The organism is Corynebacterium sp. MSK047, from assembly GCF_030232285.1.
Lineage (GTDB): Bacteria > Actinomycetota > Actinomycetes > Mycobacteriales > Mycobacteriaceae > Corynebacterium > Corynebacterium jeikeium_D.
In genome coordinates this window covers 40,269-66,516 of sequence record NZ_JASPJI010000017.1, presented here as the reverse complement: position 1 = coordinate 66,516, position 26,248 = coordinate 40,269, and the positions used below count along the sequence as shown (strand labels likewise).

The window sequence follows — 26,248 nt, the reverse complement described above, 5'->3', positions numbered from 1 at the left end:
CCCGTCGATAAGCGAAATGCTATCGACGGGAATTTTTATTGCTTAAAGGCCTGCGGTGGGGCGTGCTGCGTGCGGAACCTACCAGCCGAAAGTATTGAACAGCAGCAACAGGACAATGCAGAGCAACCAGATAATCACGGTCACAATAGTGACGCGGTCAAGGTTCTTCTCCACCACAGTCGAACCAGACAGATTCGACTGCATGCCGCCACCAAAGAGGCTGGACAGTCCGCCACCCTTACCCTTGTGGAGCAGGATGAACAGCGTCATCAGGATGGATGTGATGACCAGGACAATCTGAATGGCGAGGTACACGCGCACTTCCTTTTGAAACGTCGCTTCTTTAAGAACTCCAACTATACTAGCGCAATTGCGCCGCTGGCTAGGTATCCCTAGCCGTATCCCTAGGCGAATTCCTAGCCGGAGTTGCGCAGTGCAGTTGCCAGACCATTCATGGTCAGCTGAATGCCCCGACGCACCTTGTCGCGATTATCGCCGGCACGGTAGCGACGCAGCATCTCCAGCTGGATGATGTTCAGCGGCATAAGGTACGGGAAGCGCATGTCCACCGAGCGCCTGAGCAGCGGGTTGTCCTCCAGCAGGTGCTTGTACCCGGTTACCTTCAGGAACATCTCCAAAGTCAGGTCGAACTCAGCCTTGATGATGCCGTAGATGCGCTCACCGTCGGCCTTATCTTGGCACAGGCTAGCGTAGGCGCGCGCCAGGTTCAGGTCAGCCTTGGACATGACCTGCGCCATGTTCGACAGCACCGAATTGAAGAACGGCCAAATCTCGTTGAGCTGACGGAGCTCAGCCAGGCGGGAACCGTCTTCGTCTTCGCCGATCCACTCCTGCAGTGCAGAGCCGACACCAAACCAGCCCGGCACCATAGAACGCTGCTGCGACCAGGACAGTACCCACGGAATTGCGCGCAGGTCAGAAATGGTCTGGGTCTGCTTGCGTGAGGTCGGACGCGAACCGATGTTCAGGCTGCCGATCTCATCGACCGGGGTCGACGACGTGAAGAAGTCAATAAAGCCCGGGTCCTCGTGCATGAGCTTCGAGTAGGCCTCGCGAGACAGGTCGGAAATCTCCGACATAATCTGGTGGGCGCGAGCTGGGTTTTTCAGATCATCAACATCGAGCAGAGTCGACTCAATCGTTGCCGAAACCAGCGCGGCGAGGTTCCTGCGTGCCGCTGCAGGGTGACCGTACTTTGCAGAGATAATCTCGCCCTGCTCAGTGATACGCACGGACCCCTGGACTGCACCCGACGGCTGCGCCAGGATTGCCTCGTAGGACGGACCGCCACCACGGCCGACAGTACCTCCGCGGCCGTGGAAGAGACGCAGGCGAATGTCGTTGTCCTTCGCGGCTGCCACGATTGCGACCTCCGCGTCGTAAAGCGCCCAGTTTGCAGCGAAGTACCCGCCATCCTTGTTGGAGTCGGAGTAGCCGAGCATGACTTCCTGCAGATCTCCGCGTGCGGACACGTATGCGCGGTAGACCGGAATGTCCCACGCAGCACGCAGCACGTCGGCACCAGCCTGCAGGTCTTCGATGGTTTCGAACAGCGGAATGACGTCAACAGAACCGGTCGGCTGGGAGCCATTCGGGCGAATCAGACCGACTTCCTTGAGCAGAATCATCGGCTCCAGCAGGTCGGAGACCGATGTACACATCGAAATGATGCAGTGCGGTACCGCGTCGTGACCGTACTTGCGCACCGCACGAGATGCCGCACGCATAATGCCTAGCTCGCGAGCCGTAGCTTCGGAAAGATCTGCGGAAGTCGAAACCAGCGGACGGGAGGACTGCAGTTCCTTGGTCAGCAGTTCGACCTTGTCGGCTTCCTTCAATCCCGCGTAGTTGTCCACCACACCGGCAGCGGAGAACAGCTCGGTGAGGATTTCCTCATGAGAGTCCGAATTCTGGCGGATATCAATCGAGTAGAGGTGGAAACCAAATACTTCGACTGAATCAATCAGATCGCGCAGGCGGTGATCGGCGATGAGGTCATCGTGGCTGGACCGCAGTGAGTCGTCGATAATCGAGAGCTCTTCAAGTAGCTCCTCGGCGCTGTCATACGGAGTGAATTCCGACCAGTCGCCCTCGATGATGGACTCGTCGAAGAAGTTCACCGCTGTTGCCGCCACGCGACCGCGGATACCGTGAACCGCACGACGGTACGGCTCATCTTCGCGGTTAGGTACGTCATTGTGGCCGCGGCTGGCCAGAGCGACCAGATCCACGGTGACCTTGGTCAGGCGGTCGCTGAGACTGAGCTCGCGCTCCAGCAGGTGCAACTGCGAGAAGTAGTGACGCAGAATCGTACCCGCCGCCCTATCGGAGGCATAGCGCAGCGTCTCCTCCGTCACGTATGGGTTGCCGTCGTGGTCACCGCCGATCCACGAACCCATGCGAATCGTTGGGTTAGCCGGCAACTTGTTGCCGCCGAGCTGACGCAAGTGCTTGACGACGTCTCGGTTAATCTGTGGCACAGCTTCCAGCAGAGAAAGCTGGTAGTAGCGAAGACCAACCTCGACCTCGTCGCGAATATCCGGGCGATTCATGCGAATCAGAGCCGTTTGCCACAGCGTAAGGATACGGCGACGGATATCGGCATCAATCTCAGCAAGTCGGTCCGCGGTACGTGCATTCAACGGGGCTGCCTGGATCTCGTGGCGGCGACGCATTGCGGCCGTGATGTGCTTCTGCACATCGAACACTGTGCGACGACGAGTTTCCGTTGGGTGTGCGGTCAGAACCGGGACGACCTCAATGTGGTCCATCATGTCCGCAATGGCGCTGCTGGAAACCTTGGCGTCGCGAAGCTTCTGCCATGTTGCCTCCAGTGTGGAGTCCTTCGGCGGATCGCCAGCATCTAGAGAGGCCTCGATGCCCAGCTCCTCGTGCAAATCCTCAGCGAGGTTGGCCAAAAGTGCGAAGTGCGTGAAAGCACGGATGACCGGGCTTGCCTCGGCCGGGTCAATATCGCGGAAGAGGCCGGTGAGCTTCTCGATGTCGCCATCGCCACGATGGAGTTCGAAGGCTGCGCGGCGAGCATTTTCGACCAGGTTAAAGACCTCGTCACCCTCTTGCTCGCGGATTACCTGCCCAAGAATTCGACCCAGGTGGCGAATATCCTCCCAGAGCAAGTCCTGCTGCTTCGCGGTAGCGGTCGATGAAGATTGCTCATTGCTTGCAGTGTGTCGGTCAGTGTCACGATGTACTTGTTCGTTCATTGAGCACGTCCTTTGAAAATTGCCGGGCATTCCAAGTAGAAAGCCTCGGGAAATGTATTGCGCTAAAACATTGCCAGTCGGTGTGCCTGGGTTGAGTCCGCCTAAAGGCAATAACCCCGAATCGGTTTTATGAGGATCAATAAAACCAATCCGGGGTCGCGCATGGCGCCTATCTTATCAGTTGTTCTGAATTTATATGCACTTAGGCGTTCTGAGCGGCATCTGCAGCAAGTGCGCAGAGCTTCGCGAATGCTTCACCGTCGAGCGAAGCGCCACCGACGAGGCCGCCGTCGACATCGGGCTTGCCGACGATCTCAGCGACGTTCTCGGCCTTGACGGAACCACCGTAGAGGATGCGCATTTCCTTTGCGATGTTCTCGTCCGCAATTTCAGCGACGGTCTCGCGGATAGCTGCACAGACTTCCTGAGCGTCTGCAGCCGATGCGACCTTACCGGTGCCGATAGCCCAGACCGGCTCGTAAGCGATGACGGTCTTGGCCAGCTCAGCGTTGGTCAGGTTAGCCAGGGATCCCTTGACCTGAGAGACAACGTAATCGACGTGCTCTTCGGCCTCTCGGACCTCCAGCGGCTCGCCGACACAGACGATTGGGTTCATGCCCTCGCGCAGTGCTGCCTTGGCCTTCTTTGCGACCAGCTCATCGTCCTCTGCGTGCATATCGCGACGCTCGGAGTGACCAACGACGACCCAGGTGCAGCCGAGCTTTGCCAGCATCGATGCGGAAATCTCGCCGGTGTAAGCGCCGGACTCGTGGACTGAGACATCCTGCGCGCCGTAAGTGACGCCGAGCTTATCGCCCTCAACCAGAGTCTGGACCGAACGCAGGTCGGTAAACGGCGGGATGACAGCGACGTCAACCTTGTCGTAGTACTCCTTCGGCAGAGCGAACGCGAGTTTCTGCACCACACCGATAGCCTCGAGATGGTTCAGGTTCATCTTCCAGTTACCAGCAATAAATGGTGTACGTGCCATAGTGGTGGAATTCACTTCCCTATCAACTAGCGGATTTTTAAGCGATGAAAATCCGGTGGTGGAAAAATCTTAGTCTTCCAGGACGGAGACGCCCGGCAGAGTCTTACCCTCGAGGAACTCCAGCGAAGCGCCACCACCGGTGGAGATGTGGCTGAAGCCGTCCTCGTTCAACCCCAGAGTACGTACTGCCGCTGCGGAGTCGCCGCCACCGACGACGGAGAAGCAACCGTTGTTAGTGGTGGCATCGATGATGGCCTGTGCAACCTCGCGGGTGCCAGCTGCGAAAGCCTCCATCTCGAACACGCCCATCGGGCCGTTCCAGAACACAGTCTTGGACTCAGCGAGCACCTTGCCGAATGCCTCGGCGGAAGCCGGTCCGATGTCCAGGCCCATCCAGCCTTCCGGAATCTCGGTGGCGTCTACCACCTTGTTTTCAGCGTCTGCAGCGAACTTGTCAGCCACAACTACGTCGGTTGGCAGAACGATCTTATCGCCGTAGCGGTCCAGGAGATCCTTACAGGTGTCAATCATCTCTTCCTGCAGCAGGGATGCGCCAACGGCGTAGCCCTTGGCAGCCAGGAAGGTGAAGCACATGCCGCCGCCGATGACCAGGGAGTCAACCTTCGGCGCGAGAGCCTCAATAACGCCCAGCTTGTCGGAAACCTTGGAACCGCCGAGCACGACGGTGTACGGCTTCTCCGGGGTCTCTGCAACCTTGCGCAGAACCTCAAGCTCAGCCTGAACCAGATTGCCGGCGTAGTGCGGCAGCTTCTTAGCGATGTCGAAGACGGAAGCCTGGGCGCGGTGAACAACACCGAAACCGTCAGAAACAAATGCTCCGTCCGGAACAAGTGCAGCCAGCTCGGCTGCGAACTCGGCGCGCTCTGCCTCGTCCTTGGAGGTCTCGCGCGGATCGAAGCGGACGTTCTCCAACAAGAGTACATCGCCCTCGGTCAGGCCATTAGCGCGCTCGTGCGCGTCCTCACCGGAGACATCACCGGCGAGCGCGACGTACTGCTCCAGGCGCTCAGACAGCGCCTCAGCGACCGGGGCCAGGGAGAACTCGGACTTAACCTCGCCCTTCGGGCGACCCAGGTGAGCCATAACAACGACCTTGGCACCGGCCTCGACAAGCGCGGACAGGGTGGGCAGCGAAGCATCGATTCGACCCGGATCGGTGATAACGCCGTCCTTCAACGGAACGTTAAAGTCGGAGCGGACGAGGACGTAACGGCCTTCAATACCTTCGTTGATCAGGTCTTTGACAGTCTTAACAGTCATCTCAATGAAATCCTTGTGAAAGTGTGTAAAAAACGGGCCGTGGGTGGCGTGCCCTACTCAGGCACAACCACCCCGGCCCGTTCGGGGTCTGGGATTAACCAGGTGAGTTATTAGAGGCGCTCACCGACGTAGACAGCCAGGTCGACGAGGCGGTTGGAGTAGCCCCACTCGTTGTCGTACCAGGAGACAACCTTGACCTGATCGCCGATGACCTTGGTCAGCGGTGCGTCGAAGATAGAGGAACGCGGGTCGCCCTCGATGTCCTTGGAAACGATTGGGTCCTCGTTGTAGCCCAGAACACCCTTGAGCTCGCCCTCAGCAGCTTCCTTGATGGCAGCATTAACGGACTCGACGGTGACCTCGCTCTTCGCAGTGAAGGTCAGGTCGGTGACAGAGCCGGTCGGAGTCGGAACACGCAGTGCGTAGCCGTCCAGCAGACCCTTGAGCTGCGGCAGAACCAGAGCGACTGCCTTTGCAGCACCGGTGGAGGTCGGAACAATGTTCAGAGCAGCAGCGCGGGCGCGACGCAGGTCCTTGTGCGGAGCGTCGTGCAGACGCTGGTCACCGGTGTATGCGTGGATGGTGGTCATGAGACCGCGCTCGATGCCGAACTTGTCGTCCAGGACCTTAGCCATCGGAGCCAGGCAGTTGGTGGTGCAAGAAGCGTTCGAAATGATGTTGTGCTTCTCCGGGTCGTAGTCAGTGTGGTTAACACCGACAACGAAGGTTGCGTCTTCGTTCTTAGCCGGAGCGGAGATGATGACCTTCTTGGCGCCAGCCTCGATGTGAGCCTTGGCAGCGTTGGCATCGGTGAAGAAACCGGTGGACTCAATGACGATGTCGACCTCGTGCTTGCCCCACGGCAGGTCCTTCGGGTCACGCTCAGCGTATGCCGCGATGCGCTTGCCGTTGACGGTGAGGGACTCATCGTCGTAGGTGACCTCTGCGTCAAGCTTGCCCATGATGGAGTCGTACTTGAGCAGGTGAGCCAGGGTCTTGTTATCAGTGAGGTCGTTTACAGCAACGACTTCCAGGTCAGCGCCTGCAGCGAGCAGGGAGCGGAAGAAGTTGCGGCCAATGCGACCAAAACCGTTAATACCTACACGAACCGTCACAATAATCTCCTTAATGGATTGGCGAATCGATGCCACTTGTCAGGGCGCTGATTGCGCTCCAACAGGTTCACTACAGAAGTGTACGTTGGGTTTTTCATTCGCGCAGCGGTGGTTTGGTGCGAAAATCCCAAATAAACGGAGATTTATCAAAAATTACGCACCTGACTAGGCATAACAGGTGCTTTACTCGTCAACTTCTTTGTCAAAAAGTTCGTCTGTAACGACTGCAGTTGTGGGGGGAATTCCGAGTTCGTTTGCTCTTTTGTCCGCCATGGAGAGCAAACGGCGGATGCGTCCTGCGACGGCGTCCTTGGTCATTGGCGGATTGGCCAGCTGCCCAAGTTCTTCCAGTGAAGCCTGCTTGTGCTCGATGCGCAGCTGTCCTGCAGACACCAAATGGTCTGGTACATCGTCACCGAGAATCTCTAAAGCACGCTCTACTCGCGCTGCTGCAATAACGGCCGCACGAGCCGAGCGCCGCAGGTTGGCATCGTCGAAGTTTGCCAAGCGGGTGGCCGTCGCTCGCACTTCACGACGCATACGCTGTTCTTCCCACTGCAGGCGAGTAGTCTGGGCTCCCATTCGCGTCAGCAGCGCACCGATTGCATCGCCCTCCCGGATGATTACGCGATCGCCACCGCGGGATTTATTCTCCTTGCTCTTAGCCGTAATTCCGAGCCTACGAGCACATCCCACCAATGCGAGTGCCGCTTCAGCAGAAGGAGCAGTGACTTCCAAAGCTGAGGAACGCCCCGGCTCAGTCAGTGAACCATGTGCCAAAAAAGCACCCCGCCATGCAGCTTCTTGATCAATTTTCTGCCCCATGATCAGCTTGCGTGGTAGCCCACGTACGGGACGTCCTGCAGAGTCAATCAGGCCAGTTTGCCTAACGACGAGCTCCGCGCCATCGGTTACCCGCACGATGTACTTCGAGGTCTTTCGCAAGCCACCGGGAGACAAGACATTGAGGCTGGCTTTGACATCGTAGAGTTCGGCCAGCATGGAGCGCAGGCGGCGTGCGACAGCGCCGGAATCCAACTCAGCCTCCAGCACAATCGAACCTGCCACCAGGTGGAGTCCTCCTGCGAAGCGGAACAGGGTCGCAATCTCCGCTGCCTGAGCGCTTTCCTGCGAAACTGACACGCGGGCTAGTTCGTCTTTGACCTTCGCCGTCAATGCCACGATGCTGTCCATCCTCATTTCATGTGTACGAGCTGGGTTTGGGCCTGGTTAATCTAGGTGAAATTAACCCCATTTGAGCTTTAGCAATAAACCTCAAGGATAGTATCCGGTACCAATCGAGTGGCAATTAGTTGATTGTCTGTTGCATCCTCGCAGGAGAGTGCATAAAAACCCTCGATTGGCCGGACGCTTTAGAGGAACTGACGAAGTGCGACAGCTAGTTTCTCCGGCGAATGCCGACCCGTCAGAGCTCCGTGGTCATCAACTTCTTGCACATCGGCGAAGACAACCTGCGCGTCTAGGCTATCCGCCGCTCGCTGCAGGTATTCTCGTTCGGTATCCGCGAGCGGCGTGTTGTCGTCGACAAGCACGTAATTGAGCTTCAAATTAGGTGCGTGCTGCGTGAGCATGTGGATGTGCCGTTCGGAAGAAAAACCGGCGGTCTCCCCCGGCTCGGCGACAAGATTCAGCACCACCACGGTTGTGGCCTTGGTTTCTTGCAGAGCGTCCCGCAGCCCGGGCACCTGCAGATGTGGCAGAACCGAAGTGAACCACGAACCCGGACCCAGCGTCACCAAATCAGCATTGAGGATAGCTTCAATGGCCTCCTCGGATGCCGGCGGAGTCTCAGGAATCAGCCGGATTCGGCGCACCTGGCCAGGCGTCGTGGCCACAGCGACCTGGCCACGGACTTGGCGCACGACGCGGGCATCCTGCTCCAGGCCTACGACTTCGGCCTCAATCTCTAGCGGGATTGGCGACATGGGCACGACGCGACCCTGGATTTGCAGCAACCGGCCGATTTCGTCAAGGGCGTCGACTTCATTTCCCATCACACTGGTGAGTCCAGCGATAATCAGATTGCCAATCGCATGCCCTGCCAGTGCGCCAGTTCCGCCAAAGCGGTGCTGCAGTGTCTTTTCCCACAGATCGCCTTTTTCCGTATCTGCGGAAAGCGCGGCGAGTGCCATGCGAAGATCTCCAGGGGGAATCTGCCCCAGCTCACGACGAAGGCGACCCGAGGATCCGCCATCGTCGGCAACAGTGACCACCGCAGTGACATGGTCCGCAACCTGACGGTCAGCTCTCAGCGTGGCAAATAGACCATGACCGCCACCCAGACTGGTAATTGATGTCAATTTCTACACCTCCACGAAAACCGCTAGTTGCGGTCAATATCGCGGTGGACGACGTTGACGTTGATCCCGGAAACTCCCTCGAGCTTCTTAGCCAGCGCCTCCGACATGGCCACACTTCGGTGATGGCCTCCGGTGCATCCCACAGCGATAGTCATAAAACCCTTGCCCTCACGGCGATACCCGGGCAAAACCAATTCAATCAAGTTTGTGACGTTGTCCAAAAACCCCTGAGACTCAGGTTGGGACAGCACGTAGTCGGCCACGGCTTTATTGGTACCGCGGCCCGCACGCAGCTCAGGTACCCAATAGGGATTGGGGAGAAAACGGACGTCGAAAAGCATGTCGGCATCGCGCGGCGCACCGTGCTTAAACCCAAAAGATTCGATGGTGATCTGCTGAATCTTGCTAGCGGTATCCGACAACTGATGCTCTAACTCACGGCGCAAATCGTGCACGCTCATGTCAGAGGTATCCACTACTAAATCCGACATGCCCTTTATTGGCAGCAACATCTGACGTTCAGCGGCAATACCCTGTGAAAGCGTGCCATTTTCCTGCAGCGGATGGGTGCGGCGGACAGAGTCGTAGCGGGCGATGAGGGTGTCGTCGTTGGCATCAAAGAAGATGACATAGGGCTGGCGCCCCTCATTGCGGAGTCCGTCGAGCACCTCCCCCAAACTGCCGGCGAACGCGCGCGAGCGCACGTCGGTGACGATAGCGAGGCGCTCTACTGGAGAGTCCGCTTCAAACGACAACTCGACCATGCGCATAATCAACTCCGGGGGCAGGTTGTCTGCGACATACCAGCCCATCTCCTCCAAGACGCTGGCGGCCGTATTGCGTCCGGAACCGGACATGCCGGTAATCAACACAAGTGACTTTTCAGCCTGAGGGGAATAACCCGAAGTAATCATGCCATCACTCTAATACAATTCCGCCCAACCGCTCTCGGTTTTACTAGCGGAAGTAAACCCCCTAGCACTGTTTCAAGTGCGGTTTTAGCCACTTGTTTACCTACTTCTACGCCTACTCTCCCGGACCGACATCCGAGTTTGGTTCTGACGACTTCTCGTCTGGATGGAGGTAATCGTAAACAGTTTTCGCGAGCATCGGCCCGAAACCAGCCACTTCTTCGATCTGCTCGACGCTGGCCTTCTTCAGCGCCGCAACGGAACCAAAGTGCTTGACCAACTCACTGCGGCGTGCTGGCCCCAGCCCCTTAATGCCATCAAGCATCGACGAGCGCATGCGTTTAGATCGCTGCTGGCGGTGATAATTAATGGCAAAGCGGTGCGCCTCATCACGAATTCGCTGGATTAGGTACATCGCTTCCGAATTACGCGGCAGAATGAGCGGCTCATCATCGTCGGGAATCCACAGCTCTTCTAAGCGCTTGGCAATCCCCACCAACGTCACATCGGTGACCTCGAGTTCATCGAGGACCGCCTGTGCGGCTGCGACCTGCGGTGCACCACCGTCGACGATGAACAACTGTGGCGGGTAGGCAAACTTGCGGTTACTCCGCGACTGCTCATCGACGGCATCAGTCGTCTCTTCGACGAACATCTCGCTTGCATCATCGGGCATGGCGAGCTTGTCCTCGTTATGGCGCAGAAAACGACGGCGCACAACCTCAGCGATAGAACCGACGTCGTCCGAGCGACCGTCACCCGCTGCATCTTTGATTCGGTAGCGGCGGTAGTCGGACTTCTTGGGCAATCCATCCTCGAAGACCACCAACGAGGCCACCACATCGGTGCCCTGAATATGCGAGATGTCAGTGCATTCGATACGCAGCGGCGCTTCATCCATAAACAGCGCGTCCTGAAGTTCGGAGAGAGCCTGCGATCGAGTAGTTAGATCTCCACTTCGCTTTAGCTTGTGCTGGCGCAGCGCTTCAGCTGCATTTTTCTGCACGGTCTCCATGAGCGTCCGCTTGTCACCGCGCTGTGGGACGCGAATATCCACATTAGTGCCACGAATATCGGCCAAAAATGCAGTAACCTCGTCAAGCTCGTCGGGCGTGGCCTGAACGAGAATTTCGCGTGGCACAACCTGGGCGGCAGTGGTTGATTCATCGCCGTCGACATCCGCGTGCTTGGCGGCGTCGCCATAGAACTGTGTCAGGAACTGCGTTAGCAGCCCACCCAAGCTGGGGTCAGTTTCTCCCTCTCGAAACTCCGTAGTCGCGTACTCGCCGGACTTCTCCACTACCCAGCCGCGCTGACCGTAAATACGTCCCGCCCGAACATGGAAAATCTGCACGGCCGCTTCCAGTTCGTCGGTTGCTAGCGCAATAAAGTCGGCATCGGCGGCGTCGGAAAGCACGACTGACTGCCGCTCCATGACCTTGTCGATGGCAGCGAGGTTGTCGCGCAGACTAGCGGCGCGCTCGAAGTCTAACTCGCCGGCAGCTTCCTCCATTTCCTTCTTTAAGCGCCTCGTGACCGGGCCCGTATTTCCCGACATGAAGCTGGTAAAACCACGGACAATTTCGCGGTGTTCCTCGGCACTGACACGGCCGACACAAGGCGCCGAGCATTTGTCGATATAGCCGAGCAAACAGGGCCGCCCCAGGGCTTGCTGCCGGTTGAAGACTCCCTTTGAACAGGTGCGGGCTGGGAAAACTCGTGTAAGCAAGTCGAGCGTTTCTCGGATAGCCCACGCGTGTGAATAAGGCCCGAAATAACGCACGCCCTTCCGGCGCGGTCCTCGGTAGAGAAAGAGCCGCGGGTACAGCTCTCCAACGCTGACGGCCAACATCGGATACGACTTGTCGTCGCGGTACATCACGTTGAACCGCGGATTAAAGCGCTTGATCCAGGTGTACTCCAACTGCAGCGCTTCGACTTCATTGTGGACGACAGTCCACGTCACCTTCGAAGCGGACTGCACCATCTGGCGGGTGCGGGGATGAAGCCGAGTTAAGTCCTGGAAATAGTTAGACAAACGCGCACGGAGATTCTTCGCCTTGCCGACGTAGAGAACGCGCCCGGTTGAATCGAGAAAACGGTACACCCCCGGCTCCGTGGGAATGGTGCCGGGGGCGGGACGGTACTGAGAAGGGTCAGTCACTTACGGTGTCCTTAAAACGTGTCCTTGGGTTAGTCCTCCGGCATGAACTTGTCTTCAAGTTCACGGAACCGGCGGATGTCTTCCACGACGCGGCTGCCGTCGGCCGACTGGATCGCGAGCATCGGCACAAACTCAAAGTCAGGCAGCTCCAAGCGAGCCCAGCGGGACTTCTTTGGAAAACTCAGGCCGTAGATATCGACCCACGGGTAGAACTTCGCATTGAGCAGATTGCGGACTTCCACGCCCCTGGCATTGACGCGAACGCGAGCCCGAGTCAGTAGCAGAATCACCCCGGCGATGATCAAACCAATCATCGGGAAAGCCAGCTGGTCAATAATGGTCACCGAAGCTCCGGTGTTACCAAAGTCCACCACGATACCCATGAAGATATGGATAGCGAAAACCACAACTGCAGCGATAATCGCCCACAGACGCAGCTTTTGCGAGGTGATTTCCAACAGCCATTTGTCTTCGCTACCGGTGTCGACGGCAGTCGAATTGCTGTGGCGTTCGGAGTTACCCATTCTTACTCAGCTCCACCTTCACGAAGGGACTTCAACACTGCGACGGTGTGCAGCGCTGCGGCCATGGCCTCGCGACCTTTATTCTCCGCGGCGCCCTCACCGCCGGCACGATCAATTGCTTGCTGTTCAGTGTTGCAGGTCAACACACCATTGCCAACTGGCGTTTCACAGTCCAGTGCGATCCGCGTCAGGCCCTCAGTCACCGAGTCGCAGACATAGTCGAAGTGCGGCGTACCACCGCGGATAACGCACCCCAGCGCCACCACGGCGTCGTGAGTTCGCGCGAGCTGTTGCACCACAACCGGAATCTCCAGAGCACCGACGACAGTCACATCCGTGACTACAGCGCCGACCTCCTCGGCCTGGGACAGCGCTTCACGACGAAGCTGCCCAGTAATCTCCTCGTTCCAGTGAGAGGTGACCAGACCGACGGTCACACCAGTGGAATCGGGAACGGAAATTTCAGGAAGACCTGCGCCACTCATCTACTGTGCTCCTTCTGTCGAAATGCCGTGGGTCTCCATGTACTCATCCAACCAAGGGAGCTCATGGCCCATGCGTTCGCGCTTTGTCAACAAGTATTTCAAGTTATCCTCGTTGACCTCAACTGGCACCGGTACCCGGCGGCTCATCTCTAGTCCATAACCACCTAGGCCGGCACGCTTGGTCGGATTGTTCGTCAGCAGCGCCATAGTGGTGACTCCAAGATCCTGCAGAATCTGTGCACCAGTGCCGTACTCACGGGCATCCGACGGCAAACCGAGCGCAAGATTGGCATCAACGGTGTCAGCGCCTTCATCTTGCAGATGGTAGGCCTGCAGCTTCGGCATCAGACCAATGCCTCGGCCTTCGTGACCGCGCATGTAGAGGATGACGCCACGCCCCGCTTCGTGAACCATGCGCATGGAGTTGTGCAGCTGCTGACCGCAGTCGCAGCGGCGAGATCCCAGTGCGTCGCCAGTGAGGCATTCGGAGTGCACACGCACGAGGACGTCCTGACCATCGTTGGAAGACACATCCCCCACAACGAGAGCGACATGCTCAACACCGTCGATAAGGCTCCGGTACCCAATGGCACGGAACTCGCCGTAGTCGGTCGGCAGCTTGGTTTCGACAACGCGTTCAATCAAGTGCTCGTTGTGGCGACGGTATTCGATCAGCTGCTCAATGGAGATCAGCGCTAAATCGTGCTTGTCGCAGAAGCGACGCAGTTCCTCCGCGCGCGCCATACCGGTCGGGTCTTCCTCGGAGACAACCTCACACAGCACGCCGGCAGGACGGAGCCCTGCCAGGCGGGCGAGATCGACCGCAGCCTCGGTGTGGCCGGCACGGACGAGGACGCCTCCATCGCGAGCTCGCAACGGAACCACGTGTCCTGGTCGGGTGAAATCGTGCGGGCTCGACGTGGGGTCAGCCAGAGTACGAATGGTGTTCGCACGATCTGTGGCGGAAATACCGGTCGTACCGGTGTTGGCATCCACGGTCACTGTGTATGCGGTACCGCGGGCATCCTCATTCTCTGACACCATCGGTGGCAAATTCAGACGCTCGCAGTCCTCGGCGGTCAACGGCGCGCAGATGTAACCAGAGGAATAGCGAACCATAAAGGCAACAAGTTCAGGCGTCGCCTTCTCGGCGGCGAAGATGATGTCGCCCTCGTTCTCACGATCTTCATCGTCGACGACGACCACGGCCTTACCGGCTGCGATGTCCGCAATGGCCCGCTCTACAGAATCGAACTTAATCACAGTCTTGTAGCTTATCTTTCCAACATTTTCTCGACGTACTTGGCTAGCACATCGACTTCCAAATTGACCTTGGCGCCTACCGCGGTCGAACCAATAACGGAGTCCGTCAGCGTCGTCGGTATCAGGCTGACCTCAAAGAACCCCTCGCCTACTGCAGAGACGGTCAACGAAGTACCATCCACGGCAATTGAGCCCTTTTCCACGACATACTTGGAGAGATGCTCCGGCAGCGAAATCCGCACTACTTCCCAGCGCTCCCCTGGCGTGCGCGAAATAACCTCGCCGGTGCCATCGACATGTCCCTGCACGATATGGCCGCCGAGGCGTTGACCGACTGCGGTTGCACGTTCGAGGTTGACCTTGGAGTCGACCTCAACCTGGCCGAGGCTCGACCTAACCAGAGTCTCTTGCATGAGATCAGCGGTAAAGAAATCATCGCCAAACTCCACGACGGTCAAACAAACGCCATTGACAGCAATGGAATCACCGTGGTGCACGTCGTCAAGCACGGTGGTCGCGCGAATGGTCAGAGTAATGGAATCGGCTTCGCGGTGGATTTCGCGAATTTCGCCGAGTTCCTCAACAATTCCCGTAAACATAGTGGTCAGGAAAATCCTTTACCGTTTGTTATAAATTGAAAGATTTTTACAAAATTAACTCTAGCCGGTCTACCCGCGATCTTTGCCACTGCGGAGAGCCGTAATCAAAATGTCATCTCCCAGAGTCTCGACCGCGACGGTACGAAAGCGCGAGATGTCAGTGATGGTGGTCTCATGGTTGGCCGATGTCACCGGCAGACCAGCTCCGAGAAACGCCGGGGCAATGTAAGACTCAATCGCGTCGACAGCATCGGCTTCTAAGAAAGCGCTGGCGAGCCGTGGGCCGCCTTCTACCAGCACGTCAATAAGTCCCATATCCGCCATTGTCTCCAGCGCCACTTCCACATCGTGAGTGCGAATGTGGCGGAAGTTATCGCCGCGGATATTCGCATCGGCGGCGACCTCCGAGGTGCCGATCGCGATGCGCAGGGGTTGCGTTGACAGCTCCTCGCCGTCTGGTGTGCGCGCGGTCAATCGCGGATTGTCAGCGAGCACTGTTCCCGTTCCGACGACAATCGCTTGCCGACGTGCACGATCGATATGTACCCGTGCCCGCGCCTGCTCCCCCGTAATCCACTGCGAGGTGCGGTCGGTAGCGGCGGCGAAACCATCCAGCGTGCCCGCCGTCTTCAGCGTGATGTGTGGGCGCCGAGTGCGCTGCCAGTGTAACCATGGACGCAGATAGCCATCCGCCACACGATTGCGTTGGAACTCCTCGACCACGTCGATTCCCTTGTATCGCAACCACTCGCTGCCGCCAGCGGCCACGGGATTAGGATCGGCGACCGCAAATATGACGCGGGAAACTCCGGCTGCCGCAAGTGCCTCGGTGCACGGTGGTGTACGGCCGATATGATTGCACGGCTCTAGTATGACCACTGCAGTACCGCCCTGAGCTCGTGCCCCCGCCATTTCTAATGCTTGTGGCTCTGCGTGTCGGCCACCTACCGGCTCAGTTCCGGCCACTCCTACCGCAATCCCTGCGGTATCGAGGATGACGCAACCAATCGGTGGATTGGGATAGGTGGTGCCTCGAACTCGCTGGCCGGCTTCTATGGCCAATGCCATAGCTTGGGCGTCAGTCAGCGGCTGTGCGGAGACGAGATCCGGAAACTGTGCCACCGTGCTTCACCGCCGTCTACTTAGTTGCAGCAGTAGTGGCCAATGCGCGCAGCTCATCGACAGCCGCCGCACGATCATCAGCGCCGAAAACGGCCGACCCTGCAACGAAGGCGTCGCAACCGGCGGCGGCAGCGGATTCGATGGTCTTGGCGGAGATACCACCGTCAATCTCGATCAGAGTATCCAGACCTTCGGCATCAATGCGCTGACGCAGCTTCTCGACCTTGGTTAGCTGATCCGGCATAAAGGACTGGCCCCCGAAACCGGGTTCGACACTCATGACCAGCACCTCGTCGAATTCGGCGAGGTGATCCAGCCACGGCTCAATTGGGGTACCCGGGCGCAGCGAGAACCCGGCCTTCACGCCCTGGGAACGAATGTGGCGTGCCAGTGCGATGGCGTCGTCGGCGGCTTCCACATGGAAAATAACGGAGCTCGCCCCCGCCTTAATGTAGGTGTCGACCCACTTCTCCGGGTTCTCAATCATGAGATGGACATCCAAGTACTTGTCCGTCACCGCAGCTACGGCCTCCAGCACCGGAGCGCCGAAGGACAGGTTGGGAACGAAGTGGCCATCCATGACGTCGATATGCAGCCAATCTGCATTGGCTACAGCCTCAACCTCGCGGTCGAGGCGAGCGAAGTCAGCAGCGAGAATGGACGGGGCAATAATTGGTGCGCTCATAACCTCTGAGCCTAGTCGTTCTTGCGCAAAACTGAGAAGAACATCGCATCGGTACCGTGGCGGTGTGGCCACATCTGCACAGATGGATACGGTCCGACATCAGTCATCGGCGCTACCAACTCGTGTGCATTCAGCTCCGTCACCGGCAATTCCGTCACTGCCCTATCGACAATGCCCCTGGTTTCCCGCAGATGCGGAGAACACGTGGAATAGACGATGATGCCACCCGGCCGTGCCAGACGCACAGCTTCACTGAGCAGTTCAAACTGCAGCGCAGTCAAGGAGTTCAGATCGGACGGCGACTTCCGCCAGCGCGCTTCCGGGCGACGGCGAAGCGAGCCCAAACCAGAGCACGGCGCGTCTACCAAAATGCGGTCAAAGCCTGCCTCCAGCCCGGTATCGCGACCATCCGCAACGGTTACAGTCACTGGCAGCCCGGCCGTGGCCTTCTTCACCAGTTCTGCGCGAGTCGCAGATACCTCAACAGCGTCGAGCTTCGCGCCCTCAATAGCTGCGATGCCGCCGATGAAAGCTGACTTACCACCGGGGCCGGAACACAAATCTAACCAGCGGCCGCTGTCTTCACCGGCAACGGGTGCCATGGTGACGGCACGCGCAATGAGCTGAGAACCCTCGTCCTGCACCGCAGCCAAGCCCTGTCGGACCGGCTCCAATTCTCCTGGGGCACCGGAATCCAAGCGCACGCAGTACGGCGACCACGGTCCCTCTTCACCGCCGGTGATCAGTGCCAATTCCTCAGCAGTAATCTCGCCCGGACGAGCGACCAAGTGCACCAACGGGCGCGCATCGTCGGCAGCGAGTGCCTGCTGCAGCTCACCGGCTTGTGCACCGAGTGCGCGGGCAAACTCCATCGCAATCCAGCGCGGGTGGGCATGCTTCATCGCTACGTAGCTAATCGGATCGGTCGCAGGATCCGGCGCGACCTCAGCCACCCATTCGCCTTCGGTCTTCGAGGAAACTTTCCTCAAAATGGCATTGACAAAGCCGCGCGCACCAGGTCCCGCTACCTTCGCCACCGCCCGCACCGAGGTATCGACCGCCGCGTAGGCATCGACGCGCGTACGCAGCAGCTGGTACGTGCCCAGGCGCAACACATCCATCACCGGTCCAGCAATATCGTTTAACGGGCGTGACGACGATGCCTCAATCACGGCATCCAACAGGCCTTCCGCCCGCAGTGTGCCGTACGTCAGCTCAGTTGCAAAAGCAGCATCCCGACCCTTGAGCTTGTGTGCCTTCAGCAACTTGGGCAGCAGCAGGTTCGCGTAAGCATCATTCTCGCGAACGTCGGCTAGTACCTTCAGTGCGACCTTGCGCGGTTGGTCAATGCCACCGCGATTGTCCCCACCTCTGTTGTCACGGTTACGGTTGCGGTCATTGCGGTTCTGTCCGCTGCGGTTGCCGCGCTGCCGTCCGCCACCGGTGTGGCGGGGTTTGTCGTTGCCCATTTACTCGCAGACCTTTCCGCCGGGTTGGCTACCTCGCGCCCAGTCGGACGCATCCATCATCTTCTTACCCTGTGGCTGCACCTTCACCAGCTGCACATAGCCATCGGCACAACGCACAGATACTCGGTGCTTCTCCACTACCAACTCACCCGGTGTGGCGGCTGCCGCCTCCGGAGCAGCTGCCTTTCGCACCTCGTCGACCGCGGCGCTGTCCTCGTCGGAAAGCGGGGTGAGCTCTCCGACCTTCAAACGTGCACCGTCGAGAGTCGTCCACGCACCTGGGGCAGGCGTGAATGCACGAGCGCGGCGGTCAAGAAGATGTCGCGGCTGAGTCCAAACGATTCGGGCATCCTCCGGCCCGAACTTAGCGGCGTAGCTGACATCCTGTTCTGGCTGAGCGGTCGGACGCAACGCACCGGTTTCGATGCCGTCCATGGTGGCGGCTAGAAGATCCGCGCCGGAGTATGCCAGGCGGGTCAAGAGGTCGTCGGCATTATCGGTCGGGCGAATCGCTTCGGTGACGGTACCGAAAACTGGTCCGGTATCCAGGCCCTTTTCAATCCGGAAGGTACTGGCACCCGTGACCTCGTCGCCAGCGGCGATAGCTGCCTGCACCGGCGCGGCACCTCGCCAAGAAGGAAGCAGCGAGAAATGCAGATTGACCCAGCCGTGCGTCGGTACATCGAGCAAATCCTCCGGCACGAGATTGCCGTAGGCGACCACCGGGATGCAATCGGCATTTAGTTCGCGGATTTGCTGTTGGATCTCCCCATCGCGCAGGGTCGTCGGGGTGAGCACGGGAATGTCGTGTTCCAAGGCCAGAGCCTTCACCGGCGAGGGCGAAAGCGACTTGCCGCGGCCACGGCGGGCATCGGGGCGAGTGAGAACAGCGACGATGTCATGACGGGAGTCTTCGAGCAACTTCTTCAGGGCAACGACAGCGGGTTCCGGGGTTCCGGCAAAAATCAGGCGCACAGTAAGTGGATTCCTTCCTGGTGGACCTAGTTGTTCTAGTTAATCTAGTGATGAAACTCGGGGCGCCACACCCAGGGGGCTAGGCGCAGGTGAGTTAACCGCGGTTGAGGAACCAGTCCTGCTCACGCAGAGAACGCATCGCGGTCTTGCGCTCGTCGCCCTCGAGACGCTTCAAAAACAGCACACCGTCCAGGTGGTCGCTTTCATGCTGCACGCAGCGAGCCAGCAAATCATCAGCTTCGAAGCTCACCGGTGTGCCGTGGCGATCCTGGCCAGTAACGCGCACACGTGCGTGTCGAGTCACGGGTCCATTAATACCCGGGATAGATAGGCATCCTTCGATTTCGTGGACAGTCTCGTCGCCGATGGCTTCCCATTCCGGATTGACGATGTGCCCGCGGGTGCCATTGCAGTCGTAGACGAAAACGCGCTGCAGCACACCGACCTGGTTTGCCGCGAGCCCGACGCCCTGTTGCTCGTCCATCGTGTCGAACATGTCATCAATCAGGTGCGACAGCGTCGCGTCGAAATCAGTGACGGTATCCGCCTTGGACAGCAACACCGGATCGCCGAAAAGACGTACCTCACGAACTGCCATGAACTTAGAGCCTCCAAGAAAACTGGTGTGAATCAAGCGATAACGCGCTCATTTTAGCAGCTAGCCGAAATTAATCGGATCGACGACAACGCGCACCGGCGTCGGGTCCTTCCTGGTCGCTCGAACGACCTGTGCTGCCTTCAACGCCGCTCCCACCGCCCGTGCTTGCCGACGGTCACAGCGCACCAACATCCGCTGAATAGGTGTACCCGGTTCCACGCCTGCTGGTGGTCTGGCGTTGCGGGGAAGGTCTACCGGCCCCAGGATTTCCGCGCCCGATGGAACCTCCAGGGACTCCATGAAGTTACGCAGGCCCTCTTCAGTCCCGTCCACCGCTGCCACGTGAAAGGCCGGAGGCAGAGCGGCGGCTGTACGGTCGGCCAATTCCCTGTTCGCAGCGCCTACCGCGTCCCATGCCAGAAGATCGGCCACAGTCGGGACTGCAGCATCCGCATCGATAACCACTGCCCCTCCTCGCTCCCGCGGGCGCGCAAGCGTGACAGCTCGAGACCAATGCGCATAGGCCTCTTCATGAGCGCGCAAGTCCTGCCGGCCGAGCATCGCCCAAGTGTCCAGCAGCATCACTGCTCCGTAGCCCTCCGGCGCATAAGGCTCGGCTCCCGGCGTGGCCACCACGACCCTCGGGCCTTCGGGAATGTCGTCAACAATCCGTTCGCCAGAGGAAGCGACGACTGGGAATGGACTGAAAATACGACCAAACTCTTCCGCCGTACGTTCACTGCCGACCACGACTGGCCGAATCTTGGTGGAACCGCAGCTATGGCAACGGTGGTGGATGTCGATGCGGCCACACCACCGACAGGTCGGCGGCGCCGGATCGTCCGGGTTATCGGACGGTGGAATTCCCAGTGGACCGTTACACCAGCGACAGCGCGCAGGAGCACCACAGGAACGACACGACAATGTCGGTACATATCCCTTGCGGGGTACCTGGACCAGAATCGGAAGCTCTTCGCGCAGCGCGGCTTTTGCCCGTCGAAAAGCGATGGCAGGAAGGCGTCCCCTACTGACGTCATCCGGGTCTTCGGAAGTGTCCGTGGAGGCAATCATCTCCGGCATGGATTCAGCCAGGGCGTCGGCGCCTGCAACCAGATTGTGCGCCCAACCTGAGGAGACCAGCAGCTGCACCTCTGCTGTACGGCTATACGATGCAAAAATAAGAGCGCATCCCTCCTGCGCACTTCGCGTGACCAGCACCTCGCGAGAGTGGACGTAGGGTGCGCGGGGGTCTACGAGGTTGTCATCGCCATCATCGACAATCACTGCTAAACGCAGATTCTGCACTGGGGCGTACGCTGCCGAGCGCGTTCCGACGACTATGCGCCCCTGGCCGTGCAGGATATCCAGGTACCGGCGATAGCGGGACTCGGGCCCGAGGCCAGCCCCGAGAAGAGTGAGCTGACGGGCAGAAATGAGCTCGCGAAAAGCGCTCTCGAAGCGTGCCTGCGTGCGTCCGTCCGGCACAATGATGAGAACACCGCCACCATCGCGGGCGACCGAAACGCTGAGCGCGGCGAGCATGGCTGCCACCTGTTCCCCTGGAACTGGCTGCCACGCTGCGCGTGCCGGGGCGCCCTTGCGGACGGAATCGACAAAGGATTCGCCGAAGACATAGTTGCCCCAAGCGGAAAGGTCCGGATCTTCGGTGGCAAGCTTTCCCAACTCCTCCCATGTCGGGGGCATGTTCTCCTTGCGGGCACGTTCGGCCCGTGCATGGCGGGTTGGGATGGCGGAGCGAATGATGTTTGAGCGTGTTGCGCCGTAATACTCCGCCAGAGAATCCACCAACCGTCGAAGCTGTGGCGGATAGACAACCTCAGTGCTGATGACATCCTTGAGATAGGACAGGTTGCCGTCGTGAGTGGGCGTGGCACAGCGCTCCAGTACCAGCGCATTGACCAATTGGCCGTGAAAACGAATTCGCACGCGGCAACCGACGACCGCTTCTTCCGCTAGCGCGCGCGGAACCAGGTAATCGAAGGGGCGATCCAACTGCGGCAGCCCCAAAAGTGGAAGCACCCGCGCGACTGGCAGCTTCTCAGCTGCGGCGGCGGGTGCGAAGGGGGCGTCGGTCATAGAGTCTTACTCTACTTCCCCAACCCAGGGTCATGCTGGCGGGTGGTGTTTATCCCAGGCCAGCGGCTGCACGGAGCTCTTCAACACGGTTGAGTTGCTCCCACGGCAGGTCCAAATCAGTTCGGCCGAAGTGACCGTAGGTGGAGGTCTGCGCATAAATCGGGCGCAGCAAGTCCAGGTCACGAATAATAGCGGCCGGACGAAGGTCGAAGACCTTGTTGATAGCTTCGCGGATGGCGTCGTCCGAAACGTGACCGGTGCCGAAAGAGTCGACGTAAAGGCCTACCGGGCGAGCGCGGCCGATAGCGTAGGCGACCTGAATCTCCAGGCGGTCAGCCAGACCTGCGGCCACGGCATTCTTCGCAACCCAACGGGTGGCATAGGCGCCGGAGCGGTCCACCTTTGACGGGTCCTTACCCGAGAATGCGCCGCCACCGTGACGAGCCATACCGCCATAAGTGTCGACGATAATCTTGCGGCCGGTCAGGCCGGCATCGCCCATCGGGCCACCGATAATAAACTGGCCAGACGGGTTGACCAGCAGATTCAATTCTTCGGTAACAAAGCGCTCGCGCAAGTTAGCGTCGTCGAGCACCCAATCGACTACGTGAGTCTTAATCTGCTCGGTAATCCACTCCTGGGTCACATCCGGGTCGTGCTGCGTGGACACCACAACAGTGTCCAAGTACACCGGGTTATTGTCTTCGTCGTAAGCGAAGGTGACCTGAGTCTTACCATCCGGTCGAAGCGATGGGACGATGCCTTCCTTGCGTACCTGCGTCAAGCGGCGAGCCAGGCGGTGTGCCAGCGCAATCGGTAGCGGCATGTACTCCGGAGTTTCGTTGGTAGCGTAGCCGAACATCAGCCCCTGGTCGCCAGCGCCCTTGAGATCTTCTGCTTCGACTTCGCCACCAGAGCTGCGTGCTTCCAGAGAAGTGTGCACACCGTCGTGGATGTCTGAAGATTGCTCACCGATCGAAATGGAGACGCCACAGGTCTTGCCGTCAAAGCCCTTTTCAGAAGAATCGAAACCGATCTCCTTCAGTCGACTCCGGACAATTCCAGGGATGTCAACGTAGCTCTTCGTGCGAACCTCGCCAACAACATGGACTAAACCGGTAGTCACCACAGTCTCAACGGCGACCATCGATGCAGAATCCTGCGCGAGCATAGCGTCAAGGATGGAGTCCGAAATCGAGTCGCAAATCTTATCTGGGTGCCCCTCGGTAACAGATTCACTGGAAAACAGCCGAAGATTAGAGGCCACGAGCAGTACAACTTTCTTCTAGATCATTTCCCCAGCCCTGCGATGTCGCTGCGGCGTGGGTTTTCGTTTGATTCGATAATTATAGACCAAGCGGTTCAGTCGCCGTAGTAGGCACCGGCTACTCCGCTGGCTGAGGTTCCTGTCGCAGCTCGGAGACTACATCCAAAATCGAACCGGCTACCGAGAACTTTGAGCCTCGCGGCACGTCCCACTGCTCGCCATCGAGAGACAGCAACCATCCGACATTGTCCGTCGCACCGAAAGTTTGCCCACCTGAGACGTCGTTACACATGAGCAAATCGCAGCCCTTGCGCACAATTTTCTGCTTCGCAAGCTCGAGTGGCGTCGTCGTCTCGTCGCCGGTCTCAGCCGCAAAGCCCACCATCGTCGTGGTTGCCGGAATCTCGCCCGCTTTACGCCGCTCCACAGTGGTAGCCAGAATGTCAGGGTTTTCTACGAGCTGGATGCTGCTCAAAGCGTCGTCTGCGACGCCCTTCTTCATCTTGGCCCCAGCGGTCGATGCCGGACGGAAGTCGGCGACGGCAGCGGCAAAAATGCAGACATCGGCCAACTTGGAGTGTTCGTGGGCGGCCTCGGCCATCGCCAAAGTGGAATCAACCTTTACAACATTCGCGCCCAGCGGTGTCGGCAACTGATCTGTATGTCCTGCCACCACAGTGACCTGAGCGCCACGCTGTGCTGCCATCTCAGCTAGCGCGAAGCCCTGACGCCCTGAGGAGTGGTTGCCGATAAAACGTACCGGGTCGATAGCCTCACGGGTGCCACCGGCAGTAATCATGAAGCGCACGCCCTCGAAGTCGCGGCGGAAGTGGCGCGGATTCTCGACTGCCGCTAATGCCAGCGAAACTATCTGCTCTGGCTCCGGCAGACGACCTGGACCAGTGTCCTTACCAGTCAAACGGCCATGGGCCGGATCGAGGACAATAGTGCCATGGCGACGAAGAATCGCGACATTATCGCGCGTAGCTGGATGGTTCCACATCTCAGTGTGCATGGCAGGAGCCAGAACCACCGGGCAGGTCGCCACAAGCAAAGTTGCGGTGAGAAGGTCGTCGGCACGCCCGTGTGCGGCACGCGCCATAAAGTCGGCAGTCGCGGGAACCACGACGACGAGGTCGGCCTCCTGCCCCACCCGGACATGCTGAACTTCATCGACTGCGTCAAAAACCGTAGTCGACACCGGGTTCCCCGACAGCGCCTCGAAAGTAGCCGCACCTACAAAGTTCAATGCGGACTTGGTGGGAACGACGCGAACATCGTGACCGAGTTCCTTGAAGCCACGAACAACGTGTGCGGCCTTATATGCAGCGATGCCGCCGGCAACCCCGACGACAACCTTTAAACATTCGGATACGTCAGCATTACCGGCGGCATGCATACAGATATCTCCCCTTAAGGAAATGCTCTAGCCCTCAGTGTGGTCCAGCAGACCAGCGTTGATTTCACGAAGAGCGATGGACAGAGGCTTCTCAGCGACCCCCGGAGTAACCAGCGGGCCAACGTACTCCAGCATGCCTTCGTCAATCTGCTGGTAGTAGTCATTAATCTGGCGTGCACGCTTGGCAGCGAAGATAGCCAGAGCGTACTTCGAAGAAGCCTTACCAAGCAGCTCATCGATCGGCGGATTGGTAATACCAATTGGCGGGTCGAACACTGCCTCGGTGGCGGTATTTTCCTGGGTCACGAGAAATCTTTCCTCAATAGAACGTGAGTTACTGGGGTGACAATAGGAACCGTCGTAGCAATAGAAACACCATTGCTTGGAAACGATTTCTACTATCGATGATGTGGAGTCGCCCTGTTACTTGCCAGTAGTCAGCGCCCGAGCGATGGCCGCCACAGCATCATCGACATTGTCGTTGACAACAACCTCATCGAATTCGTGCTGAGCATCCATTTCCACTCGCGCGGTTTCCAGGCGACGCTTGACTTGCGCCTCGGTTTCCGTGCCACGACCAGTGAGCCTGCTGACGAGAATCTCCCAGCTTGGCGGAGCCAAGAACAGCAGGTGAGCATTCGGCGCTACCTTACGGATGGAGCGGGCTCCCGCCAAATCCACCTCAACGAGTACCGGACGTCCCTCGGCGAGAGCTTTATCCACCGGGCCACGCGGCGTACCAGAACGCTGCAGACCACCGTGGATTTCAGCCCACTCGAGCATCTCTCCTGCATCAATATGCTGTTGGAACTTCTCCGGGGTCACGAAGAAATAGTCGCGGCCATCGACCTCACCCGGCCGTGCGGCGCGGGTGGTCATGGAAACGCTGAAGTACAGTCCGGGAACCTCGGCACGGAGCCGACTGACAACAGTGGATTTTCCCACACCGGCAGGGCCGGCAAGGACTACCAGCTGACCGTTTTCATTCCCGGCCACTGCGACTAGTCCTCCACTGCGTAGCCGAAGCGCTCCAGCAGAGCGCGACGCTGACGGTCACCCAGGCCACGCAGGCGGCGGGTCTGAGCAATCTCCAGGTCATTCATGATGTCCTGTGCCTTGACCTTGCCGACCTTCGGCAGAGCCTCGAGCAGAGCGGAGACTTTCATCTTGCCGATGATCTCGTTCTCGTCAGCCTGCTTGAGAACCTCTGGCAGGTCGATAGCGCCACGCTTCAGCTTGTCCTTGAGCTCTGCGCGTACCTTGCGGGCCTGAGCTGCCTTCTCGAGTGCTGCTGCACGCTGCTCCGGGGTCAACTGCGGAAGGGCCACGTGTTCCTCCGTAAAAATAGATTGGTTAGCTTCTTATTTACTTGCACGAGCCTCGCGTCCACCAAGGGCAGGCAACGACACCGTGCTTAACGATTGGAGACCGTACCGCACTTACCGGTTGTTGAGGCAAATGCTGACGGGGTGTCGATAAAAATGACACCAGGGCTTTATCCGCCCCACCTTTCGGTCGTGGTCAACCAACTCCGGCGATTGTAGCACCGTTTGCCCAGGAGAATGGAAATTGACCACGGTTTTTGTACGAAATCTCCCAGGAATCGTCACAGTAACTTGCCCATACCTACTCCGCCGCCACCTGAGGCTCATTAGGAAAATCTCGGCAGCTAGGTACGGAAGAAGCCCGCAGGGGCACCTGTTCTATGAGGTGCGCCCTGCGGGCCTCTGCCAAATC

Annotated in this window: 24 protein-coding genes; all 24 read right to left on the bottom strand. The window is 58.8% G+C overall.

Going from position 1 to position 26,248, the window contains the following annotated elements:
- Positions 1–78: 78 nt before the first annotated feature.
- The 24 genes from secG to mihF all read right to left on the bottom strand — a co-directional run bounded on the left by secG (position 79) and on the right by mihF (position 25,839).
- Complete coding sequence (secG, locus tag QP981_RS08210; RefSeq protein ID WP_005510775.1) at positions 79–315, bottom strand: preprotein translocase subunit SecG; 237 nt, start codon at positions 313–315, stop codon at positions 79–81.
- A gap of 101 nt (positions 316–416) precedes the next feature.
- The gene (gene ppc, locus QP981_RS08205) at positions 417–3,245 is read right to left on the bottom strand and encodes a phosphoenolpyruvate carboxylase (RefSeq protein ID WP_284857765.1); all 2,829 of its coding nucleotides are present in this window, start codon (positions 3,243–3,245) and stop codon (positions 417–419) included.
- A 202-nt stretch (positions 3,246–3,447) separates the two neighbouring features.
- On the bottom strand, positions 3,448–4,236 hold the full coding sequence (gene tpiA / locus QP981_RS08200) for a triose-phosphate isomerase (RefSeq protein ID WP_016422733.1): 789 nt from the start codon (positions 4,234–4,236) through the stop codon (positions 3,448–3,450).
- Between the two features lie 69 nt (positions 4,237–4,305).
- Positions 4,306–5,517 (bottom strand): phosphoglycerate kinase, encoded by a 1,212-nt coding sequence (locus tag QP981_RS08195; protein WP_016422732.1) that lies wholly within the window; start codon positions 5,515–5,517, stop codon positions 4,306–4,308.
- Between the two features lie 110 nt (positions 5,518–5,627).
- Positions 5,628–6,632, bottom strand: a complete 1,005-nt coding sequence (gap, locus tag QP981_RS08190; protein WP_048731894.1) for a type I glyceraldehyde-3-phosphate dehydrogenase — start codon at positions 6,630–6,632, stop codon at positions 5,628–5,630.
- Positions 6,633–6,815: 183 nt separating this feature from the next.
- The gene (whiA, locus tag QP981_RS08185) at positions 6,816–7,814 is read right to left on the bottom strand and encodes a DNA-binding protein WhiA (RefSeq protein ID WP_049190810.1); all 999 of its coding nucleotides are present in this window, start codon (positions 7,812–7,814) and stop codon (positions 6,816–6,818) included.
- A 191-nt stretch (positions 7,815–8,005) separates the two neighbouring features.
- On the bottom strand, positions 8,006–8,953 hold the full coding sequence (locus tag QP981_RS08180; protein ID WP_070602594.1) for a gluconeogenesis factor YvcK family protein: 948 nt from the start codon (positions 8,951–8,953) through the stop codon (positions 8,006–8,008).
- 23 nt (positions 8,954–8,976) lie between these two features.
- Positions 8,977–9,867, bottom strand: a complete 891-nt coding sequence (rapZ, locus tag QP981_RS08175; protein WP_005510809.1) for an RNase adapter RapZ — start codon at positions 9,865–9,867, stop codon at positions 8,977–8,979.
- Between the two features lie 112 nt (positions 9,868–9,979).
- Positions 9,980–12,028 carry an excinuclease ABC subunit UvrC gene (uvrC, locus tag QP981_RS08170; RefSeq protein WP_070642962.1) on the bottom strand — a complete coding sequence of 683 codons (2,049 nt, stop codon included), beginning with the start codon at positions 12,026–12,028 and terminating at the stop codon, positions 9,980–9,982.
- Between the two features lie 29 nt (positions 12,029–12,057).
- Positions 12,058–12,552, bottom strand: coding sequence for a PH domain-containing protein (locus QP981_RS08165; RefSeq protein WP_069358696.1), 495 nt, complete (start codon positions 12,550–12,552; stop codon positions 12,058–12,060).
- 2 nt (positions 12,553–12,554) lie between these two features.
- Positions 12,555–13,037: a 6,7-dimethyl-8-ribityllumazine synthase gene (ribH, locus tag QP981_RS08160; protein ID WP_016422726.1), complete on the bottom strand. Its 483-nt coding sequence runs from the start codon at positions 13,035–13,037 to the stop codon at positions 12,555–12,557.
- Positions 13,038–14,300 carry a bifunctional 3,4-dihydroxy-2-butanone-4-phosphate synthase/GTP cyclohydrolase II gene (locus QP981_RS08155; RefSeq protein WP_016422725.1) on the bottom strand — a complete coding sequence of 421 codons (1,263 nt, stop codon included), beginning with the start codon at positions 14,298–14,300 and terminating at the stop codon, positions 13,038–13,040. It lies immediately after the preceding gene.
- An 11-nt stretch (positions 14,301–14,311) separates the two neighbouring features.
- Complete coding sequence (locus tag QP981_RS08150; RefSeq protein ID WP_070653097.1) at positions 14,312–14,899, bottom strand: riboflavin synthase; 588 nt, start codon at positions 14,897–14,899, stop codon at positions 14,312–14,314.
- 69 nt (positions 14,900–14,968) lie between these two features.
- Complete coding sequence (ribD, locus tag QP981_RS08145; RefSeq protein WP_284857766.1) at positions 14,969–16,021, bottom strand: bifunctional diaminohydroxyphosphoribosylaminopyrimidine deaminase/5-amino-6-(5-phosphoribosylamino)uracil reductase RibD; 1,053 nt, start codon at positions 16,019–16,021, stop codon at positions 14,969–14,971.
- Positions 16,022–16,037: 16 nt separating this feature from the next.
- Positions 16,038–16,706 carry a ribulose-phosphate 3-epimerase gene (rpe, locus tag QP981_RS08140; RefSeq protein ID WP_070642965.1) on the bottom strand — a complete coding sequence of 223 codons (669 nt, stop codon included), beginning with the start codon at positions 16,704–16,706 and terminating at the stop codon, positions 16,038–16,040.
- Between the two features lie 11 nt (positions 16,707–16,717).
- Positions 16,718–18,175 carry an RsmB/NOP family class I SAM-dependent RNA methyltransferase gene (locus QP981_RS08135; protein ID WP_224433703.1) on the bottom strand — a complete coding sequence of 486 codons (1,458 nt, stop codon included), beginning with the start codon at positions 18,173–18,175 and terminating at the stop codon, positions 16,718–16,720.
- Positions 18,176–19,150, bottom strand: a complete 975-nt coding sequence (gene fmt, locus QP981_RS08130) for a methionyl-tRNA formyltransferase (RefSeq protein ID WP_284857767.1) — start codon at positions 19,148–19,150, stop codon at positions 18,176–18,178.
- Positions 19,151–19,244: 94 nt separating this feature from the next.
- A complete protein-coding gene (def, locus tag QP981_RS08125; RefSeq protein ID WP_016422719.1) occupies positions 19,245–19,748 on the bottom strand; it encodes a peptide deformylase in 504 nt (167 codons plus the stop codon).
- Positions 19,749–19,808: 60 nt separating this feature from the next.
- Positions 19,809–21,845, bottom strand: coding sequence for a primosomal protein N' (locus QP981_RS08120; RefSeq protein WP_284857768.1), 2,037 nt, complete (start codon positions 21,843–21,845; stop codon positions 19,809–19,811).
- 49 nt (positions 21,846–21,894) lie between these two features.
- Positions 21,895–23,112 carry a methionine adenosyltransferase gene (metK, locus tag QP981_RS08115; protein ID WP_048731861.1) on the bottom strand — a complete coding sequence of 406 codons (1,218 nt, stop codon included), beginning with the start codon at positions 23,110–23,112 and terminating at the stop codon, positions 21,895–21,897.
- Positions 23,113–23,230: 118 nt separating this feature from the next.
- Complete coding sequence (gene coaBC, locus QP981_RS08110; protein ID WP_284857769.1) at positions 23,231–24,511, bottom strand: bifunctional phosphopantothenoylcysteine decarboxylase/phosphopantothenate--cysteine ligase CoaBC; 1,281 nt, start codon at positions 24,509–24,511, stop codon at positions 23,231–23,233.
- A gap of 27 nt (positions 24,512–24,538) precedes the next feature.
- Entirely contained in the window at positions 24,539–24,817 is a 279-nt protein-coding gene (gene rpoZ / locus QP981_RS08105; protein ID WP_005510796.1) for a DNA-directed RNA polymerase subunit omega, read from the bottom strand.
- A gap of 117 nt (positions 24,818–24,934) precedes the next feature.
- On the bottom strand, positions 24,935–25,507 hold the full coding sequence (gene gmk / locus QP981_RS08100) for a guanylate kinase (RefSeq protein ID WP_016422715.1): 573 nt from the start codon (positions 25,505–25,507) through the stop codon (positions 24,935–24,937).
- Between the two features lie 5 nt (positions 25,508–25,512).
- Positions 25,513–25,839, bottom strand: coding sequence for an integration host factor, actinobacterial type (gene mihF / locus QP981_RS08095; protein WP_016422714.1), 327 nt, complete (start codon positions 25,837–25,839; stop codon positions 25,513–25,515).
- Between the last annotated feature and the right edge of the window lie 409 nt (positions 25,840–26,248).